This window comes from Alkalicoccus saliphilus (assembly GCF_003044065.1).
GTDB lineage: Bacteria > Bacillota > Bacilli > Bacillales > Salisediminibacteriaceae > Alkalicoccus > Alkalicoccus saliphilus.
This window is the reverse complement of record NZ_PZJJ01000027.1, coordinates 1-18,298: the sequence shown is the minus strand read 5'-3', so window position 1 is coordinate 18,298 and position 18,298 is coordinate 1. Positions and strand designations below refer to the sequence as shown.

Sequence of the window (18,298 nt, the reverse complement as noted above, 5' to 3'; positions counted from 1 at the left end):
ACCTGCTTTCGTTTAGGAATATCCGTGATAGCGGTCGACTTCCGCCTGCATTTCTTTAGAAGGGGCTTTTGTCAGCAGACTGACAACAATAACAAGAATCGCGGAAACCGGCAGGGCTACAATAGGTTCAGCGACGAGCGCAAACGGAAGAGCAATCATGATGAGAAAGGCGATGCCTCCCCCGATCATCCCGGCGAGAGCACCTGCAAGGTTTGCTCTTTTCCACCAGATACCGAGTACGAGCGGGAAGCCGAAGATGGAAACGAGCGCACCGCCGACCCAGCCGACCATGACGGCAATCAGCTGCGGAGGATCGATCGCAAAATAAATACCGACAAAACTTGCGAGCATCATCACGGCAAATCCAAGCCTCGTAACGGTTTTTTCGGAAGCGTTTTTATTAATATATCCTTTATAAATGTCATGCGCCACACCGGCTGATACTGCGAGCAGCATCGCGTCCGCGGAGGACATAATTGCGGCAAGCAGTCCTGCGAGAAGGATTCCGGCAAGAATAGCCGGCAGGTAATTCTCAATCACGGAAATAAAGATCATGTCCTGATTATCGAGGGAATCGACAATGCCGAGGCTTGCTCCGGCTGAAGCGATGAAAAAGCCGAATACAAAGACAGATAAATAAAGAAAACACGCGCCAAGAGCTGAACGTCGGGCTGTTTTCGCGTCCCGCGACGCAAAATTACGCATCACCGCAGACGGAGAAACGACACCGAACCAGAGAAAAGCGAGAAACAACCCAAAATAGGACATCAACGGCTGGGTCACTGATCCAAAGTCCGGGTCGGCAGCGAGCGCATCCTGAACTAAGTTTGCAACACCCTGATGTTCAAAGAAAATCACGACGGCTAATACAAACAAGCCGACGACCATAATAGCTCCCTGGATAAGATCTGTATATGTAATGGCCCACATGCCGCCGAGTGCGGCATACAGTGTGAATCCTACCCCGAGAAGAATAACAGCAATTTCATAATCGATTCCTAATACATACGATCCGATCAGCCCGGAAGCTGTCAGCTGGGGCACCATGTAAAAGGTCATCGTGACGACAACGACTCCGGCTGCTACTAGCTGCGCGGGCTTTCCGAAGCGGAATTTAAAAAACTCAGGGACCGTTTTTACACCGGAACGGCGGATCTGTGCGGATATTAAAAATAAAGCAAACGAAGGGATGGCCACAGCCCCAAATCCATAAGCAAACAGGAAAGGTACGCCGAGGGCGACCCCGGATCCAACAGCACCCATGAGGGAACTGGAGCTTGCTACTGCAGCAAAGAGTGCAAAAGAACCGACGAAACTGTTAATGTTCCTGCCGGCGGTCCAGTAATCATCTTCGGAAGAGTGGGCTCTTTTTGCAAAAAAGATTCCGATAACGGTCATAAGAATAAGATACAGCGTCAGGATAACCGCTTCCATTATCAGCATAATTTAAGCTCCCTTCCCGTTGTCTTTTTCAATTTTTTCAACCCAGATAACGTGTATCAGCGTCAGCAGCAGCCAGATAAAAAAACAGAGGAACATCAGCCAGGCGACAAGGGAAATGCCCATCCAGTACGTATCAGCCGGCCACCAGATCCATACGATGGCAGAAATAAAAACTAAAATGCCCGTCATAATGATTCCGGGATCTTTCCATTTTGATTTGGTAATTTCCTTCAATTGGTCCATCTCCTCTGCTCGTTTTATTTTCTGTTTTCGTAAAGTGCTCTTACTGTAACGAGATCGAATATGGCGTCACCAACAGATTTGAATATAATCAGCTTATCATTGGGCTGTTCAGGAAAGTAATTTTTTGTGATCAAATCTTTCAGCGTATAGGAAAAGCTTTTTTCCCGGCCGAGTTCCTGCGCCTTCAGCATATCTCCCGATTCCCTGAAAGCACCGTCCGCATCCACGTGGATTTCGTCCGCGTTTTTGAGAATACTATCGGGAATTTCCTGCATGTCCGGGCGGAAAGAACCGACTCCCACGATTAATTTCCCTTTCCAGAGGTCTTTATCCCATTCCGGCAGGACCGGCGTTTTTGACGTCGTTGCTGTCACGATAATATCCGATTGTTGGACAAGTTCTTCTACACTTACCGCTTCTATATGTACATGAGGAAACGCCGATGCCGCTTTTTGAATAAAATCTTCGGCCTTTGCTTTCGTACGGTTAAAGACGTAGACTTTCTCAATGTTTCGGACTGCCAGTGCCGACTGCAGATGGCTCCATCCCTGTGTGCCTGTACCGACAATTCCTAAGTGAACGGCTTTTTTATAAGCCAAGTATTTCATTCCAAGTCCGCCGAGTGCACCTGTCCGCATACTCGTGATCGGCATTGCGTCGCATAAAAGCAGCGGCTCCATCGTACTTCTGTCGTAAAGCGCCATGATGCCGTGGATCGTCGGTTTGTTTAGTTTGGAATTGCCGGGCGCGACACCTACGAGTTTTGTCGCATAGTAATTTTTATAATAGGACGGCATGAGCAGGTTCGTATTATCCCCGTCTTCAATATGCATCCGGTCCGGAGAGCGGATATTACCATCGTCCTTATCGAGATAAAATGCCTCGATCGATTGAATCGTTTTCTCCATTGTTAGTTGTTGTCTTACATCTTCTTCCGAAAGAAATTCCATACAAAGTCCTCCTCTTCATGATATAGACATAACTATTGCATAGTTAATGCACAATTTCAAATTGTGAAATAATTTAGTCGGAGTGTTGATATTGCTTGTATTTCTTATGTGAATAAAGAGCTGTCCTCTAAGGATAGGGGAGACGAATTAGTCAGGATTGTTTCTTATTTGAGAATGAATCAGACGACGAGATTCAATCGAATGAAAATTTATTACAAAGTGTATTCATTATTTGTATCCATGACTTGTGAATTACAGGGAAGTATAAAGAAGTTGTAGAGAGAAGGCGCTGTTTTATGAAAATGTTCAGTTAGTTCCGCAGGCCGTGCTTCCGAAAGATCTGCAATGTTTCAGACAGTTCTTATAAAAGGAATAGCTGAATAGCTCAGAAAAAAGAGGAGGTTTTTCTTATGAGTAAAACGGCAGTTATAACAGGTGCAGGAAGCGGATTGGGGCAATCCACTGCTGTAAAGCTTGCGGAGAAGGGTATTAATATTGTCGTGGTGGATATCAGTGAGGGTGGTGGACAAGAAACAGTTGACTTAGTAAAACAGGCCGGAGCGGATGCATTCTTCGTCAAAGCGGACGTATCTAAAGTGGAAGAAGTGAAAAATTACGTCGGGCAGGCAGTAGAGAAATATGGAACAATCGACTACTTTTTCAATAATGCCGGCATTTCCGGAAGCGGGAAACACTTTCTTGAAACAGAAATGGATGAAATCAATCAAATAGTTGGTATCAATATGCTCGGCGCCTTGTATGGTATGCATTACGTAACTGATGTGATGGTTAAAAACGGTGGAGGATCCATCGTTAACACGTCATCCAGTGCCGGTGTAATCGGTCAGAGTACAGTAGTTACGTACTCTGCGACAAAACACGGAATAGTCGGTATGACGAAAAGTATGGTCGCTGAATATGCAAAAGACGGGCTGCGTGTTAATGCCGTGGCTCCCGGCCCGACAGAAACACCGATGGTCAAAAAATATTTTGAAGACAACCCGGAAATGAAAGAAAGTGCCGAGCAGGGTATTCCTCAGAAGCGTCTTGGTACGTCAGATGAAGTGGCTGAACTCGTCACTTTCCTGCTTACATCTGATGCCCAGTATATTAACGGGGAAGTTATCCGCATTGACGGCGGATTTACGAATACAAAATAAATTTTTATGAGAAGCTGTCCTAACTTAAATGGGGCAGCTTCTAATTATGTGTAAAGATCAGCCGGACCTGCACCGTTTTAATTTCTCACTGCAGGACACTCTGTTCAGGAAATATTCGGTACATATGGAGAAGGGGGTAAAAAGTTATATTATTCTGTCAATTTAAGTGATATTAGGATAAAATGGAAAAGAGGGGTCCGGGATTTCCTTACGAGGAGGAAGACGAATGAGTAAAATACTGCTTGCTTTCACGCTGCTTGTATCCTGTTTTCTTTTCGCTCTGCCGGCAGGAGCTGATTCGCATTTTGAATACGAAAACGATTCTTTCCGTATCCAAAACGTGGAAACTGACGGCCACACGATCCATATTGAAGGAGAAGCCCGTGTTTTCGAAGCCACTGTATCTTACGTTGTCGTAGAAGATGGAGAAGAAATAGATGAAGGTTTTACGACAGCCACTGCAGGAGGACCTGAGTGGGGAGAATTCCATCTGGCGGTTGAAATAGCCGAATTGGAAGAAGGAGAAACACGCCATCTTACTGTCGTCTTATTTGAAGAAAGTGCTGATGATGGCAGCCGGGTGGACGAGCTGGAAATCCCGGTAACAATCGGGGAGGAAGAGGGGGATGAACTTCCCGCCACTTCCACAACATATCCTGCTGCAATGGTAATTGGTGCCGTGATGTTAATAGCAGGAACGCTCATGCTTTCCCGCCGACGTGCCGTGAACTAAAATTCGGGAAGCCGGACCCCCTTTTTTGTTGAAACCGCCGAATGAGTTTCTATTATCTTGATTTTATAACTGTAATGAAACTATAGAAAAATTATCTTTAAAAGAAGCAGCTGGATTTACTTTTTTTGGCAGGTGGGAATTTATGAAATGCATATTATTTTTAATTGTTTTATTTCTATTGGCAGGGTGTAATACCGAACCTCCTGAAGCAGAAGTAATTGTGAATGAAAATACGGAAATATCAACCTTTCGCGGCACTTACCACTGGACAGAAGGTGCTGCAGAATACGATGTCCCACCTCAGTTGGTCGACTCACAGAATATGGAGCCCGTGGAAATGGAGGGCGGTGCAGTTGGCATCGTTACGTTTGATGATGGTTCAGACCCGGCAGTAAGTGTGCGGGAATGGCATAGGAACGAACCAGCAGCTGAATTAGATGTAAGAGACAGGGAAGTCACGTTTCCAGAAGAACCTGGAATGTACATATTAGAAATTTCAGCAGAATGGGAAGGAGAGTTTGCGAAATCTTCCTCCTATACGTTCTATGTTGAAATTGTGCAGGCCTGATGAGGTATTCAGCCGCCCAACGAATATCAACTGTCTCAGCGATAGAAGTAATATTAAAATGTAAAGAACTAAAAGAAGCTCTGCTCAAGAAGCGCTTTTTTTGGCTTTTAAGTTTTTATCTGTGCAGATAGAATTTTGTTCACTATATGAAGCTTATAAATAAGCTATGTTAAAGTTCGCTGACGGCTGGAGAAACACTTCGTTTCCAACCGGCTTGCCGTGGAGGAGATTTTCGGGTAGGCTGCGCCCTATCCTCCAATCTCTTTCTTCCACGGACCGGTTTCCGCTTCGTTTTTTCACAGAAAAAGAAAAATTCTGCTTTCATGAACGCTGCTCTTAATTCCATAAAACCGATGTCCGGGCAGAGACGCCTGCGGAAGCGCGAAGATCCTCCCGGACAAAGGGACAGCCGCAGGCAACCTTCACAAACAACCCGGAGCTTTAACAGTTCCTGAAAATAAAAACGAACGATATGGAGGAAGTGCTTTCTCGTCCAGCAAAAAGACCGAAAGTAGAAGACGGAGACGCCCGGAGAATTCTGTGCAGGTTGAAAATAGACTTACGCAGGATTTTTTGTACAAGTCACATGAAGGCACGTTTTACTCACCATCTATATTTCACAGCTTCAGATTTTATAAAAAATCCCTTTCGATTTTAGTCATATTTTTATTTGTTACTTCTTTTATATATAAATGCAGCTTTCTTTTATCACTTTCCTTATACTTATGAAGATTTTCGATCATCAAATCGAAACCCTCGAAATAATCTCCCTTGTACTCGTAATTATGATAATGCATCAGCAGTTCTTCATAATCCAGTGTATCCATCGTGTTTGCTATCGCCAGCTGAATCGCCTCCCACGTTTTCAATTCCTGCTTCAGTAAAAGAGCAGGGTTCGCTTTACCTGTCTTGTTTATGTCTCCCTTAATGGATTCAACCATATCTTCAGTTTCCAGCAGATGAAAAAACAATTCCTTCTTTTTCATATCTGGCAGTTCGTTGAGAAATTTGGATTTATATTTATTTAATCGGTTTTTCCTGTAGGAAGCTCCGCCGGTCTCCAGTTTTTCCTTCTTTAAGCTCCTTTGCTTCTCAAGAAGATCTTTTGTCGTGTCCGGAAGCTTTTTAAGTCCGGCAGTTACTGCACCAATAATTACAGCCGCCTGCTGCGGATTTTCTTTCATGTATTTCATTACACTTTTTAAAATGGGCTGAATAGGTGGGACAGGCATCAAACATTCCTCCTTTAACTCTTAATACTTCCCTATCTTAAATATTCTATTCGATAAACATATTCCCCTTTACTAAAGATGGTACTCAGCGTGAAAATCGCCGGTTATTGATGAATTTTCTTCCCGGAAAATAACTTTTAATAAAAGTCAAAGAAGGTCAAATAATATATTGACCTTCATTGACCAAAGAGTTATACTATAGTCAGTAAAGGTCAAAGTTGGTCAAACAACCCCTTTAATAGACGAAAAAAGGAGGAATTGAAATGAAATGTCAGCATTGTCATCAAAACGAAGCGACGATTTATTACCGTGTCAATGTGAATGGTGAGGAGCAGTCTGCCCAGCTCTGCAGCAGCTGTTATGAAAGCTTAGCGAAACAGGCACAACAGGGAGGAAGCCATTCTTTTTCTCAGCCGCAGAGTGGATCTTACTCTCAGGCAGCTCCCGCTCAGGAAAAAGAACAGAGCGTACTCGATTCGTTCGGCAGAGACCTTACTTCCCAGGCGAAAAAAGGCTTAATTGATCCAGTTATCGGCAGGGACGATGAAATGGAACAGGTGGCGGAAGTATTAAACCGCCGCAACAAAAACAACCCGGTACTCATCGGGGAGCCAGGGGTCGGAAAAACAGCTATTGCCGAGGGTCTCGCGCTGAAAATCAACGAAGGAGACGTACCGGAAAAACTTCATAATAAGAAACTGATTTCTCTTGATGTGGCGTCCATGCTTTCCGGAACAAGCTACCGCGGACAGTTTGAAGAAAAAATGAAGCAGATCGTCAAAGAACTGGAAGACGACCCTTCTATTATTTTGTTTATTGATGAGATCCATCAGCTTGTCGGCGCCGGGAAAACCGAAGGCTCCACCGATGCCGGAAACATCTTGAAGCCGGCACTTGCTGCAGGACAGATTCAGGTTATCGGCGCGACGACATTCCAGGAGTACCGCACGATAGAAAAAGATGCCGCATTGGAACGCCGTTTTGAACCGATTACTGTCAACGAGCCGAAAGTGGAGGACATGATTGCGATCCTTAAAGGGCTGGCACCGAAATATGAAGCGTATCACGGTGTCCACTATCCGGAAGACGTACTCGAAGCCTGTGCCCGCCTGTCCGACCGTTACATTCAGGACAGAAGAATGCCGGACAAAGCGATTGATTTAATGGACGTATCCGGTGCGAAGCTGAATCTTCGGCACGGTACCGGAAGTAAAGAGGAGCTTGAACGGCGTTTAAAAGAAATTGAGAAAGAAAAACAGCAGGCAGCAGAAGCAGAACAGTATGAAGAAGCAGCACGCCTGCGTCAGGAAGAGTTGAAGCTTCAGGATAAGCTGAACGATCAAGATAAGAAATCCGTACCGGATGTGAAAATTACGGATCTGCAGCAGATTATTGAAAAGAAAACAGGTATCCCAGTACAGAAGCTGGAAGCTTCCGAGCAGAAAAAACTGCAGAACCTGGAAGAGAGACTCGGCTCCCGTGTCATCGGTCAGAAAACAGCTGTGGAAGCTGTGGCAAAAGCTGTCAGGCGCGGCAGAGCAGGTTTCCGCCGGGAAGGGCGTCCGATCGCTTCCTTTTTATTTCACGGCCAGACCGGTGTCGGTAAAACAGAACTGACACGTATTCTGGCTGAAGAAATGTTCGGCAGCCGGGAAGCGATGCTCCGGCTCGATATGAGTGAATATATGGAAAAGCATACGGTATCCAAACTGATCGGGTCTCCGCCGGGCTATGTCGGTCATGAAGAAGCCGGTCAGCTCACAGAGCAGGTCCGCCGCCGTCCGTACTCCATTATTCTGCTTGACGAAATGGAAAAAGCTCACCCGGATGTACAGCATATGTTCCTGCAGGTACTGGAAGACGGCAGGCTGACAGACAGCCACGGCCGTACGGTAAGTTTTAAAGATACGATTATTGTCATGACAACGAACGCCAATCCGCTGGATGCCTACTTTAAGCCGGAATTTCTGAACCGTCTGGACCGCGTTGTTGGCTTTGAAGCACTTGAAAAAGAAGATTTGAAGAAGATTGTTACTCTTATGCTTGAAGAAGTTAAAGAGCACAGTGAAGCCCAGGAAGTGGAAATCACCTTCACAGAAGAAGTGGTCGAGTGGCTCGCCGAACACGGATACGATCCGAAGTATGGCGCCCGGCCGCTCCGCAGAACGATCCAGGAGCATATCGAAGACAAAATTGTCGATGAAATCATTGCCAATGAAAAACTTGCTTCCATCGAAGTAAATGTGACAGCCAATGAAATAACTGTACAGGTACACTAATCAACACCTCCTCTCCGGTTTTAACGGGGAGGAGGTGTTTTTCTATTTGCTACAACCCCCCGGATGTTAAAGAGTATAAAGAGTGCAGCAGTAGGTAGCTGTCGAGGAAGAAAACACAGCTGCTTGTTAACAAAAAAGATAAAGTGCATGGTAATTAATGTTAAAATAGTAACAGTACACCTTGAAGGAGTGAGAATGAATATGGAACTGGACTTTTTCTGGCTCGCTGTCGGCCTCACAGCAGCTGCCTATTTTATCGGAGACGGATTGAAAAACTTTAAAAACCCCAAATCGAAAAGCATGATGGATTACATGTCCGATTATGATCAAAAAGAACTTATTCACGAAAAATACGTTCATCACACGCTTGGTATTGATAAGAAAGATGTACAGTCGTTAGTGATAGAGCATAAAGATATTCCACACATCGTTATTAATAACAATGTCTACTATCCAAAAAAGCGGTTACTCGAATGGGTGGAGAAGCTCGATAAGTAAAATATCAGTTTTAGACAAACTGGTAATTTTCGTATACACACACGGAACATTAAAAAATTGTTTGAAAAACAAAAAAAAATGGAGCATGGTTATTTTATGCCATGTTCCGATTCTTATAATAAAAATTAAAGGTCTTCCTAAAAAAATATATCATTCAATTTTAATTTTCATTAGATTCTATTTCGTTGTCGATAATATACTTTACCATCCTGAAATTATAGCCCCAGTCGTCAAAGGCTTTTTCCATAAGTTTATGTTCTGATTCTGACGTTAGTTCTATTTCTTTTAAATAATTGAAAGCTTCGAGCTGCTCATCCATTACATATTCCTGCATGGCATTATTATCTTCCCAGTCATTTTCTGCCTGGACTTTGATCTCAGCTTCGGCGTCGCTGTCGGAAATTGTGGAAATAACATTCCCGAAAGTGACGTTGTCCCCGATATTATTTTCTTCTTCCCGTACTGATTCAGATGAGGAGGGGACAGGTTCTTCTTCAGGCAGATCTTCTTCTTCAGCATTTTCCTCAGATTGTGAAGCGACAGCTTTTTCCAGTTCCTCCTTTTCAAGTTTTGTATTCTCCAGTTCCTCCAAAGTTTCCTCCAGCTGTATCTCGAGCTGCTTTTTTTCTTCCAGCAGACTCTCGATTTCTGATGACTCATTCTGATTTTCTGCATTTTCCTCTTCTGTACATCCGCTGACAAAAAGTAAAGAGAACCCCAGGAAAAGAACTGCCCATGTTTTCATAAAACCCTCCAGTTATATAATAAGAGAATTTAATATTTAAAATATAATAGAAGAATAAAAAATAGACAAGTAAATAAGTGGATATACAGAATATATAAACTGTTTCTAAGCCCCTGTATCGTTTCAAGTCTTCCAGAGCGGTGGTAAAATTTCAGAAAAAAATTTAAGGCAGGGGAAAAGAACTCCTGTAAAGAATAAGAGTGAGGAACGAATTCTTTAGGCGTGCGAAATTGTCTTTATGATAAATGCTTGGATGAATACATTAAAAGCACACGTAAACGGAGAGGCGGGTATTGCAGATGAAAAAAGCAAACGTGCTCCTCGACAAAGGAGCGGTTATTGCAGAAGTGGATGAAAGGATCTACGGGTCGTTTATTGAACATATGGGACGGGCTGTTTATGGAGGTATTTATGAACCGGACCATCCGGAAGCCGATGAGCAGGGATTCCGTCAGGATGTACTGGCTCTCATCAGACAGCTGCACGTGCCGATTATCCGTTATCCGGGAGGGAATATGGTATCTGCCTATAACTGGGAGGATGGAACGGGGCCGAAAGAAAACCGGCCCCGGAAGCTGGATCCTGCCTGGCAGGTGATAGAAACGAATCAGGTCGGTACGAATGAATTTGCCGATTTTGCAAAGAAAGCAGGATCCGAAGTTATGATGGCCGTAAATCTTGGCACGAGAGGGATCGACGCTGCCAGAAACCTCGTGGAATACTGTAATCATCCCGGGGGATCCTGCTGGAGTGATTTAAGGCAGAAGCACGGATATCCGCTTCCTCATCATATAAAAACGTGGTGTCTCGGAAATGAGATGGACGGACCATGGCAGATCGGACAGAAAACAGCCGGAGAATACGGGCGCATAGCAGCAGAAACTGGAAAAGCGATGAAGCAGATCGATCCTTCGATCGAACTCGTCACGTGCGGAAGCTCCGGAGCAGGGATGCCGACGTTCCCGGAATGGGAGGCAGTTACTCTGGAGCATACATATGAAACTGCTGATTATATTTCCCTGCATCAGTACTTCGGCAATGAGGAAAATGATTCCCAGAACTATCTGGCAAGCACGATAGAACTGGAGCGTTTCATCCGGACAGTCACCTCGGTATGTGATTATTTAAAAGCAAAAAAGCGCAGCCGGAAAACGATGATGCTCAGTTTTGACGAGTGGAATGTCTGGTATCACTCGAAGGAGGCGGACGAAAAGCAGGAGCTGTGGCAGACGGCACCGCCGCAGCTTGAAGACCGCTATAACATGGAGGATGCGCTGCTTGTCGGAGGGGTTCTTATCACTTTTTTGAAGCATGCTGACCGGATCAGGATGGCCTGCCTGGCCCAGCTCGTTAATGTGATTGCCCCGATCGTAACGGAAAACGGGGGAGGGGCCTGGAAGCAGACGATCTATTATCCGTATATGCATGCCTCGGTTTTCGGGAGGGGCGTTTCGCTGCAGGCCGTCGTTTCCTCTCCAGCTTTTGACACGAAAGAATTCACGGATGTTCCTTACGTCGATACAGCCGTTGTCTGGAACGAAGAAAAAGCAGAGCTGACAATTTTTCTTTTAAACAAACATCTCAAGGAAGACGTAGTCGTCCGTTATTCTCTGAAGGATTTTACACATTACCGCGTAATCGAGCACCTCGTACTGGAGCACGGGAACCTCAAAGTGAAAAACACACTGGGGAAGGAAAATGTTAAACCCCACCGGAATGGTCAGTCGGAGTGGGCCGGGACGGATCTTCAAGTAAAAACAAATAAAGCTTCCTGGAATGTCGTACGCCTGCAGCTCTCTGAGTAAAATCATTCTCTGGACATTCCGTTGATCGCTTACGCTCATTTATACAGTTTATTAAGTTATGGTTGTAATTGTAAGAATGTTATGAAAATAATAGAAGTAAGGAGTTTCCAGCTTGAAGAAACAGCTTGAAACCCTTTTATTTCAAACAGATCGATAAGGAGGAGCTGGATGACAAATAAAGTTGTGGAAGTATCCGTTGAAAATCACGTCGGGATAATAACGTTGAACCGGGCGGAAGCAGGAAATGCTATTAATCTGCAGCTCGCACAGGAACTCATGGAGGCAGCTATTTTTTGTTCGGAAAGTGAGGAAGTTCGAGCAGTCGTACTGACCGGTGCAGGAAACAAATTTTCCGTCGGCGGAGATTTAAAAAGTTTTGCCGAAAAAGGGGAGGAAATCGGCTCCCATCTTAAATTCGTCACCGCCTATCTTCATCAGGCAATCTCTCATTTAGCCGGAATGAACAAACCGTGCCTTGGAGCTATTAACGGAACCGCAGCGGGGGGCGGTATGAGTCTTGCTTGCTCCTGTGATCTCGTTTATGCTTCAGATCATGCAAAATTTGTAACAGCTTATAATCAAATAGGATTATCACCCGACGGTTCCGGAAGTTATTTTCTTCCGCGGCTTGTCGGAGTAAGACGGGCTATGGAATTGTTATATACGAACCGCGTATTGGAGGCAAAAGAAGCAGAAGAGTGGGGGCTCATCAACCGCACGGTTCCTCAGGAGGAGCTTATGTCCACCGTCCTCGACCTGGCAGAAAAACTGGCGAAAGGACCAGTAAATGCTTACGGAGCAACCAAAAAACTGCTGTATCATTCGCTTCAGGAAACACTTGAAACCCAGATGAGTAAAGAATCGCTCTCCCTTGCTGAAAGAGCCGGAAGCAGCGAAGGGAAAGAAGGTATTTCTGCTTTTCTGGAAAAGCGGGAAGCGGATTACTTTCACAAATAGCCTCCCGGAAACTGTATTATTTTAAATTAAGTTTAAAAAGAGAGGAGGGACCGGTCTTGGCCAATTACCAAAAACTGCTGGAAGGAATTTTTATGTGCGGGCAGGAGGATGTGAAAAGTGCCGCAGAGGAAGAACATGCCGCAGCGATCATCGATCTTCGGGCAGAAACAGTGGAACCGGTCATGCACGATGATCGTATTGAGTGGATTCACATTCCATTAGTGGATGGAGTCCCCAATCAGACGGAAAAGCTGAAAGAAGCAGTGAACGCTGCATCGGCATTCCACAAAGAAAGGAAAACTGCAATCCTGCATTGAAAAGGTGGGAAAAGCCGCACAGGTAGTGTGGCAGCCGGTGTATTACTGGAGCTCGGATTCGCAGAAACAGTGGATCAGGCAGTGGCCATGGTAAAAGAAATCCGCCCGGAAGTGACTATTCATCCCGAGTTCAAAAAAGATCTGGAGAGACTGTTTGGAACATAGTCTGATATATAAATTCGTACTAAGAATATGGAGAGCCGTTCTTATCAATACACCTAAGCATCGTCAAAGCAGTTCGTCTATTAGGAAAAAGATTGAAAGCTTTCTTTTTTCATCCTTTTGGAAACCGAAAGATTTTCCTGCGATAGTCCACCCCTTACATCAGCCAGGAGCTTTATAAAAAAACAGACAGGGAAGCATTGGGCTCCCGTGTCTGTTTTTTGAATTAAAGTACGTTTATAACTAAGCCGATGGACGCGTAAATAATGACGGTGAAGTAAACGCCGGTCATATGCACGAGGGAAAATAAAAACATTTTGTTCGCCCAGCCTTCAATATCTGTTTTACGGGAACCGAAGATGCTCAATCCGAGCCATAAAAGCCCGAGAAGAAGGGAAACGAGTGTCAGTCCGAGACTCAGCGGCAGAAACAAAAAGCTCGAGAGCACAAGCAGAACTAAGTAAACATTCGTCTGTACGTACGTGCGCTTTGCTCCTTTAATTACCGGGAGCATCGGTATCTTTGCCGCTGTGTAATCCTTCTGTTTGCGGATGGCAATAGCGTAAAAGTGGGGCATCTGCCAGATGACCATTATGAGAAACAGGGCCCAGCACGCCGGATGCCAGATATCCGGGGCAACAGCCGCCCAGCCGATTAACGGGGGCATGGCTCCGGAAATGCTGCCGACTTCAGTATTCCAGATCGTATGACGCTTTGTCCACATCGTGTAAGGAATGACGTAGAAGACGACTCCTAGAAGACCTAAAAAAGAAGCAAGCGGGGAAGCGAAGTACAGAAGCATCAGGCCGATGACTAATAATAATACAGCCACAGTTGAAACTTTTTTCATCGAAATCGAGCCTGTTACGGTCGGACGGATTTTCGTACGGGCCATCAGAGCATCGATGTCACGGTCGTACATATTGTTGAACGCTCCCGCGGCTGCAATAATCGAGGCCGTTCCGAAAATAGCAAAAACGATATTCCAGGTATTCTCCACGAAACTGTATTGATACGTAAATAAAGCGAGCATGAGACCGGCAATCATTGGAATTAAATTTGATTTAATGATCCCGGTTTTGACAACCTGTCCCCACAACGCTTTTTGTAATGGTTTTTCCATAATAGTTTATAGCACCTCTTATACTCCTTAAAGCTGATAAAACCATCATATCATCTTTTTACAAGAAACACATTGGAACAATTTGCAACAATTTCTGCCAGAATGAGAGCAGACATATATTTTTGCACTCCTGGAATAAATCGCAGCTGTTTCTAATTCGATGCTGGACTGGGAAAAGTTTCGAGAGCGGATTATTTTTCTTATTAATGATGAAAACGAAAAGGATTTTCTTCTCATTAATAAAATTTTATTATTACTCCACAAGTAAATAGTATATCAGGTGGCTGCTGATAAACCCTTGACCAGAAGTGAACCTCTTCTGCCCTCCATATCGTATTGCAACACATAAGAATCCCCCCAATTACGCCTGCTTATTCAAGTGTTCCTGAAGGAAAAAAAGAATAGTTTTTAAAATTCATATTTACTTCATAATTATTAATTAAGCTGAAAGAGTGTCCGCTTAGAAGCATGACTGATTCCTGATATAGATGAACATCAATCGTATAAAATCAGGCCGTTAAATATTTATATAGAACGAATCAATTTCATAATATATTTTTAAGTTATTTTAAAGAAGATTTTTCAATTTATAACGTAACTATTTGTATATAAAACCGGATGATTGCAACAGCAGACGGGGACTCCGTCGGGAAGGAGTGAAGTCTGAAGTGAAATTCATTCGCAATATTCGAAAATCCCTGTCCTAAAGCGACTTATGAAATTGATTCGGAACATATAAAAATACTTTCATTTAAAAACTGATACATAATCAGGTTTCCTTAGTGACTGAAAAATAACTTCAAAAAAGCGTTAGAGCCTCTATTCTATAAAGGCAGCCATATAAGCTGATGGTTTTCATGTGATTAACAGCTAATAATTAAAACGTAAACAATTTCCGCTTCTCCAGCGGGTGAAATACGGTCCGCATGTGCAACAGGAAAAAGGGTAGATGAAAGGGAAGCAGGGGGTAGTAAAAGATTGAATGAAACAAAAATAATTAAAGAAATTTATTGGCTGCGAGCGCTGGCTTGTTTGGCAGTAGTTGTGGGGCATGCAATCAATATGACCCTGGAAAATTATAGTTACTCCCTTTCCCCAAGAGAAGAACACTTTTTAATTGGACTGCGCTTTATTTCTTTTTTCGGCACCCCGGCTTTTATATTTATATCAGAAATTCTGCTTGCCCATTCTTACCCGGATAACCTGCCGAAGGGTTTTCTTTGGAAGAGGGTGAAGTTTTTAATCATTCCTTTTGTTTTCATGGGAGGAGTGTTTGCTTTTATAACATCGGAAAGCTTGGTTGAAGCAGTGGAACGTGCCGCTATGAACATTTTTTTAGGAGGTTATACTGGTTACTTCGTATTAATTATCTTTCAATTTTATTTGCTTCACCTTCTGCTCCATAAATACTTGGAAAAAGCTTCCCCTTTGTGGATCATCAGTGGGGCATTTGTAGTCAATACGCTGTATTTGGGTTTCTTTCACCTGACTGAGGCTCCGGATATTATACTTGGTGAATATATTTGGAACCGCGGCTATTGGCTTCCTTTTCTGGGGTGGATTTTTTATTTTGTAATTGGATACTACGGGGGTAGGAACTACCGGTTTTTTATTCAAAAACTTCTTCCTTGGAAACATTTTATTTTAGTGGGGGGAATGGTTAATCTTCTTGTTATTTTTGTATTGACCAGCAGTGATATATTGACAGTCGTTTCTTCTAAACGAGTGGATTATCTCACTTTTACACTGATGATTGTTATGACAGTGCTCCTGTACACTCAAGCTGTTAAAAAGGTTCCTTATATGATCCAGCTTATGAGTAAGTATTCTTTTAATATATATTTACTGCACAACGCATTTTTGTATATGTTCCCTCCAATCGAAGGGATGGCACCTTTCGTCTACTTTCTGCTGTCAATCTTCGTCAGTATAGGATTATCTATATTAGTAGTAAAATTCGCGGCCCCTTTCCGGTGGAGTCCTTATTTTATTGGTAAAACAATTCCAATAAAACAACATTAGTCATTGCACGCTCGATACGCTTAGAAAACAGCTGAAGGTGGAATTAAATGTTTTATCAACTAGTGGAGCAGCTCAGCTCATTTTTCAGAGAGCCTTTCATGAACGCCGCTTCCAGTATGGAAGGCATCCCGGTATTGTTTGCCCTGATGCTGGGAATAGTGGGGGCGGCGGCACCGTGCCAATTCTCCGGCAATGCCAGTGCGATTACCCTTTACGGCTCCAAATCTCTTCAAACGAGAATTTCCTGGTCGAACACTTTCTTTTATACTCTTGGAAAGATCACTGCTTTTACAGCTTTAGGAAGCATTGTCTGGATAATCGGACAGGAATTTCAAAGGGAGTTAACGCCTTATTTTCCCTGGATGAGAAGAATATTAGGTCCTCTTCTCATATTGATTGGACTTTATATGCTTGGGTTATTTTCGATGCAGTGGACGATCAGGTTATGGAAAAAACATAAAAAGCAGAATCCTGAAGATAGGAAAAGTGGAAACTGGGGTGCTTTTATGCTTGGTTTTAGTTTTTCTCTGGCATTCTGTCCTACTATGTTTATCTTATTTTTTATTTTACTCATGCCGGCTACTTTTACCACATCTTACGGCATAGTGCTGCCCGGTGTGTTTGCCATAGGGACATCGATCCCTTTTCTCGCAGTGATTTTTCTCATTTGGTATTTCGGGGCTGGCGGACTCATTTTAAAAAAAGGAAGAAAATTAGGACGGGTAGTACAGCAGTTCGCTGGAGGAATAATGATATTTATTGGAGTGGTCGATATTCTGACGTTTTGGTAATAACCGTAATTATCATGTAGAGAAAGGGAAGGCGGCGATGGAGTACACAATTTTCGTGAGCCGTAGGAATACATCTCTAAATACAGGTTCTACTCCCTGCATCCGGGGCCCTCATTAACTAAGTTAAAGAGAAATATGATTTCTTATATAATTCATTCTTTATTTATTGACAGCTTAGAAACGGTGGTGCAGAAGTAAACATAGGCGGCGAAGAAAGGAGGTACATATGAGTGTTACAGAGACCATAGTACATTTGCCGAGTCTCGAAGAGGGAGATTATATTTATACGTTTTTACTCATGAGTGCAGCTTTTATCGTTGCACAGATAATTATTATTTTGCTGAAAAGCAAGGATAAGAAACTGAAGAAGGCACAGGAGGAAAATAAACAGAAAGAATATAAAAAAAATAACGAAATGCATTTTAAATAAAACAAGCATTTTTCAGGTGCCTCATTCTTTCTACTGGAGTGTGATTCAATGACCCGCTGATTTAATCCGGAAAAACCTGTTTTTATACGTCACTTAGTCTCAGGAGCTTTCTCCCTGCTTCTTGTCTACTTATTTTATCTCTCCTATACTTTCTGGGGAGTCGATCCTGCTCTCTGGCCGGATTGGGGGGGTGATCATCCTTTTTGGCGTGCCTGGGCTCACGCCGCATTTGTGCTGCTGTTTATTACGCTCATTATCTCTCCGACAGCAGTTCTCTGGCAGCCGGCTGCACGTTTTCTGATTTGGAGACGTGAAACAGGAATATGGTTCGCCATTCTTGCTTCCGGGCATGCCTATGCGATCCTGGATCGTTGGGCGCAGTGGGATATGGCAGCGTTGTTCGGTTTCCAGTATGCAGAAGAAATAGGCAGTTATATTCTATTAAGACCTGAAGTCGGAATTATGAATATTATGGGCATGATGGCAGCTCCTATGATCATTCTCCTGGCTCTTACCTCATTTGACAAATCTGTTCAGCTGCTCGGAATCTCTACATGGAAATGGCTCCATAGAGCTCTCATACATGTTATTTTTTACATTGTAATGGTACGGGGCATTTTATATTTATTTTATTTTTTTCAGGTGACTCCCCCCGACTGGTCCCCCTACCCTTCGATCTGGTTTTTGTACGTATTTCTTGGGATGGGGCTGACTGATGCTACTCTAAAAACTGGACACAGCTAATTGGGGGAAAGCATGTATAATGATCTGTACATGGAACCCACATTAGAGGAGTGTTCAAGATGGTAAAACGAAAATATGATAAAGAGTTTAAACTAC

Annotated in this window: 19 protein-coding genes; 13 read left to right on the top strand and 6 right to left on the bottom strand. The window is 43.6% G+C overall.

Translation table 11 applies throughout. The features are described 5' to 3' along the window. Positions 1-12: 12 nt before the first annotated feature. Genes C6Y45_RS13650 through C6Y45_RS13640 form a run of 3 tightly spaced genes read right to left on the bottom strand, consistent with a single transcriptional unit; the run spans position 13 to position 2,636 of the window. On the bottom strand, positions 13-1,443 hold the full coding sequence (locus C6Y45_RS13650) for a sodium:solute symporter family protein (protein ID WP_107585790.1): 1,431 nt from the start codon (positions 1,441-1,443) through the stop codon (positions 13-15). A 3-nt stretch (positions 1,444-1,446) separates the two neighbouring features. After that, positions 1,447-1,677: a hypothetical protein gene (locus tag C6Y45_RS13645; protein WP_245922663.1), complete on the bottom strand. Its 231-nt coding sequence runs from the start codon at positions 1,675-1,677 to the stop codon at positions 1,447-1,449. 23 nt (positions 1,678-1,700) lie between these two features. Then, positions 1,701-2,636: an ornithine cyclodeaminase family protein gene (locus C6Y45_RS13640; RefSeq protein ID WP_107585788.1), complete on the bottom strand. Its 936-nt coding sequence runs from the start codon at positions 2,634-2,636 to the stop codon at positions 1,701-1,703. 410 nt (positions 2,637-3,046) lie between these two features. Between C6Y45_RS13640 and C6Y45_RS13635 the strand changes: the two genes are divergently transcribed. The 3 genes from C6Y45_RS13635 (at position 3,047) to C6Y45_RS13625 (ending at position 5,097) form a co-directional block, all read left to right on the top strand. Beyond that, the gene (locus C6Y45_RS13635; RefSeq protein WP_107585787.1) at positions 3,047-3,796 is read left to right on the top strand and encodes an SDR family NAD(P)-dependent oxidoreductase; all 750 of its coding nucleotides are present in this window, start codon (positions 3,047-3,049) and stop codon (positions 3,794-3,796) included. Positions 3,797-4,022: 226 nt separating this feature from the next. Beyond that, the gene (locus tag C6Y45_RS13630) at positions 4,023-4,529 is read left to right on the top strand and encodes a Gmad2 immunoglobulin-like domain-containing protein (protein ID WP_107585810.1); all 507 of its coding nucleotides are present in this window, start codon (positions 4,023-4,025) and stop codon (positions 4,527-4,529) included. Between the two features lie 142 nt (positions 4,530-4,671). Further along, complete coding sequence (locus C6Y45_RS13625) at positions 4,672-5,097, top strand: hypothetical protein (RefSeq protein WP_107585786.1); 426 nt, start codon at positions 4,672-4,674, stop codon at positions 5,095-5,097. A gap of 632 nt (positions 5,098-5,729) precedes the next feature. On the opposite strand, the gene C6Y45_RS13620 is transcribed toward C6Y45_RS13625, so the two are convergent. Continuing rightward, on the bottom strand, positions 5,730-6,329 hold the full coding sequence (locus C6Y45_RS13620; RefSeq protein WP_107585785.1) for a hypothetical protein: 600 nt from the start codon (positions 6,327-6,329) through the stop codon (positions 5,730-5,732). A gap of 263 nt (positions 6,330-6,592) precedes the next feature. On the opposite strand from C6Y45_RS13620, the gene C6Y45_RS13615 reads away from it, so the two are divergent. Together C6Y45_RS13615 and C6Y45_RS13610 are read left to right on the top strand one after the other, a co-directional pair. After that, positions 6,593-8,608, top strand: coding sequence for an ATP-dependent Clp protease ATP-binding subunit (locus C6Y45_RS13615; RefSeq protein ID WP_107585784.1), 2,016 nt, complete (start codon positions 6,593-6,595; stop codon positions 8,606-8,608). A gap of 147 nt (positions 8,609-8,755) precedes the next feature. Then, positions 8,756-9,106, top strand: a complete 351-nt coding sequence (locus tag C6Y45_RS13610; protein ID WP_245922662.1) for a MerR family transcriptional regulator — start codon at positions 8,756-8,758, stop codon at positions 9,104-9,106. Positions 9,107-9,266: 160 nt separating this feature from the next. On the opposite strand, the gene C6Y45_RS13605 is transcribed toward C6Y45_RS13610, so the two are convergent. Then, positions 9,267-9,851, bottom strand: coding sequence for a hypothetical protein (locus C6Y45_RS13605; protein ID WP_107585782.1), 585 nt, complete (start codon positions 9,849-9,851; stop codon positions 9,267-9,269). A 299-nt stretch (positions 9,852-10,150) separates the two neighbouring features. Between C6Y45_RS13605 and arfA the strand changes: the two genes are divergently transcribed. The 4 genes from arfA to C6Y45_RS17795 all read left to right on the top strand — a co-directional run bounded on the left by arfA (position 10,151) and on the right by C6Y45_RS17795 (position 13,095). Next, positions 10,151-11,656, top strand: a complete 1,506-nt coding sequence (gene arfA, locus C6Y45_RS13600; protein ID WP_107585781.1) for an arabinosylfuranosidase ArfA — start codon at positions 10,151-10,153, stop codon at positions 11,654-11,656. Between the two features lie 168 nt (positions 11,657-11,824). Continuing rightward, a complete protein-coding gene (locus tag C6Y45_RS13595) occupies positions 11,825-12,613 on the top strand; it encodes an enoyl-CoA hydratase/isomerase family protein (protein ID WP_107585780.1) in 789 nt (262 codons plus the stop codon). A 56-nt stretch (positions 12,614-12,669) separates the two neighbouring features. Further along, positions 12,670-12,930, top strand: coding sequence for a hypothetical protein (locus C6Y45_RS13590; protein ID WP_107585779.1), 261 nt, complete (start codon positions 12,670-12,672; stop codon positions 12,928-12,930). 27 nt (positions 12,931-12,957) lie between these two features. Continuing rightward, positions 12,958-13,095, top strand: a complete 138-nt coding sequence (locus tag C6Y45_RS17795) for a hypothetical protein (protein WP_170098743.1) — start codon at positions 12,958-12,960, stop codon at positions 13,093-13,095. Positions 13,096-13,318: 223 nt separating this feature from the next. Here C6Y45_RS17795 and cyoE read toward each other — a convergent pair whose 3' ends face one another. Further along, positions 13,319-14,215: a heme o synthase gene (gene cyoE, locus C6Y45_RS13585; protein WP_107585778.1), complete on the bottom strand. Its 897-nt coding sequence runs from the start codon at positions 14,213-14,215 to the stop codon at positions 13,319-13,321. 978 nt (positions 14,216-15,193) lie between these two features. Here cyoE and C6Y45_RS13580 point away from each other — a divergent pair. The 4 genes from C6Y45_RS13580 (at position 15,194) to C6Y45_RS13565 (ending at position 18,202) form a co-directional block, all read left to right on the top strand. Further along, a complete protein-coding gene (locus C6Y45_RS13580; RefSeq protein WP_107585777.1) occupies positions 15,194-16,237 on the top strand; it encodes an acyltransferase family protein in 1,044 nt (347 codons plus the stop codon). A gap of 47 nt (positions 16,238-16,284) precedes the next feature. Continuing rightward, a complete protein-coding gene (locus C6Y45_RS13575; RefSeq protein ID WP_107585776.1) occupies positions 16,285-17,028 on the top strand; it encodes an urease accessory protein UreH domain-containing protein in 744 nt (247 codons plus the stop codon). A gap of 226 nt (positions 17,029-17,254) precedes the next feature. Continuing rightward, entirely contained in the window at positions 17,255-17,458 is a 204-nt protein-coding gene (locus C6Y45_RS13570; protein ID WP_107585775.1) for a hypothetical protein, read from the top strand. Positions 17,459-17,689: 231 nt separating this feature from the next. Beyond that, on the top strand, positions 17,690-18,202 hold the full coding sequence (locus C6Y45_RS13565) for a ferric reductase-like transmembrane domain-containing protein (protein WP_245922661.1): 513 nt from the start codon (positions 17,690-17,692) through the stop codon (positions 18,200-18,202). Positions 18,203-18,298 lie beyond the last annotated feature (96 nt).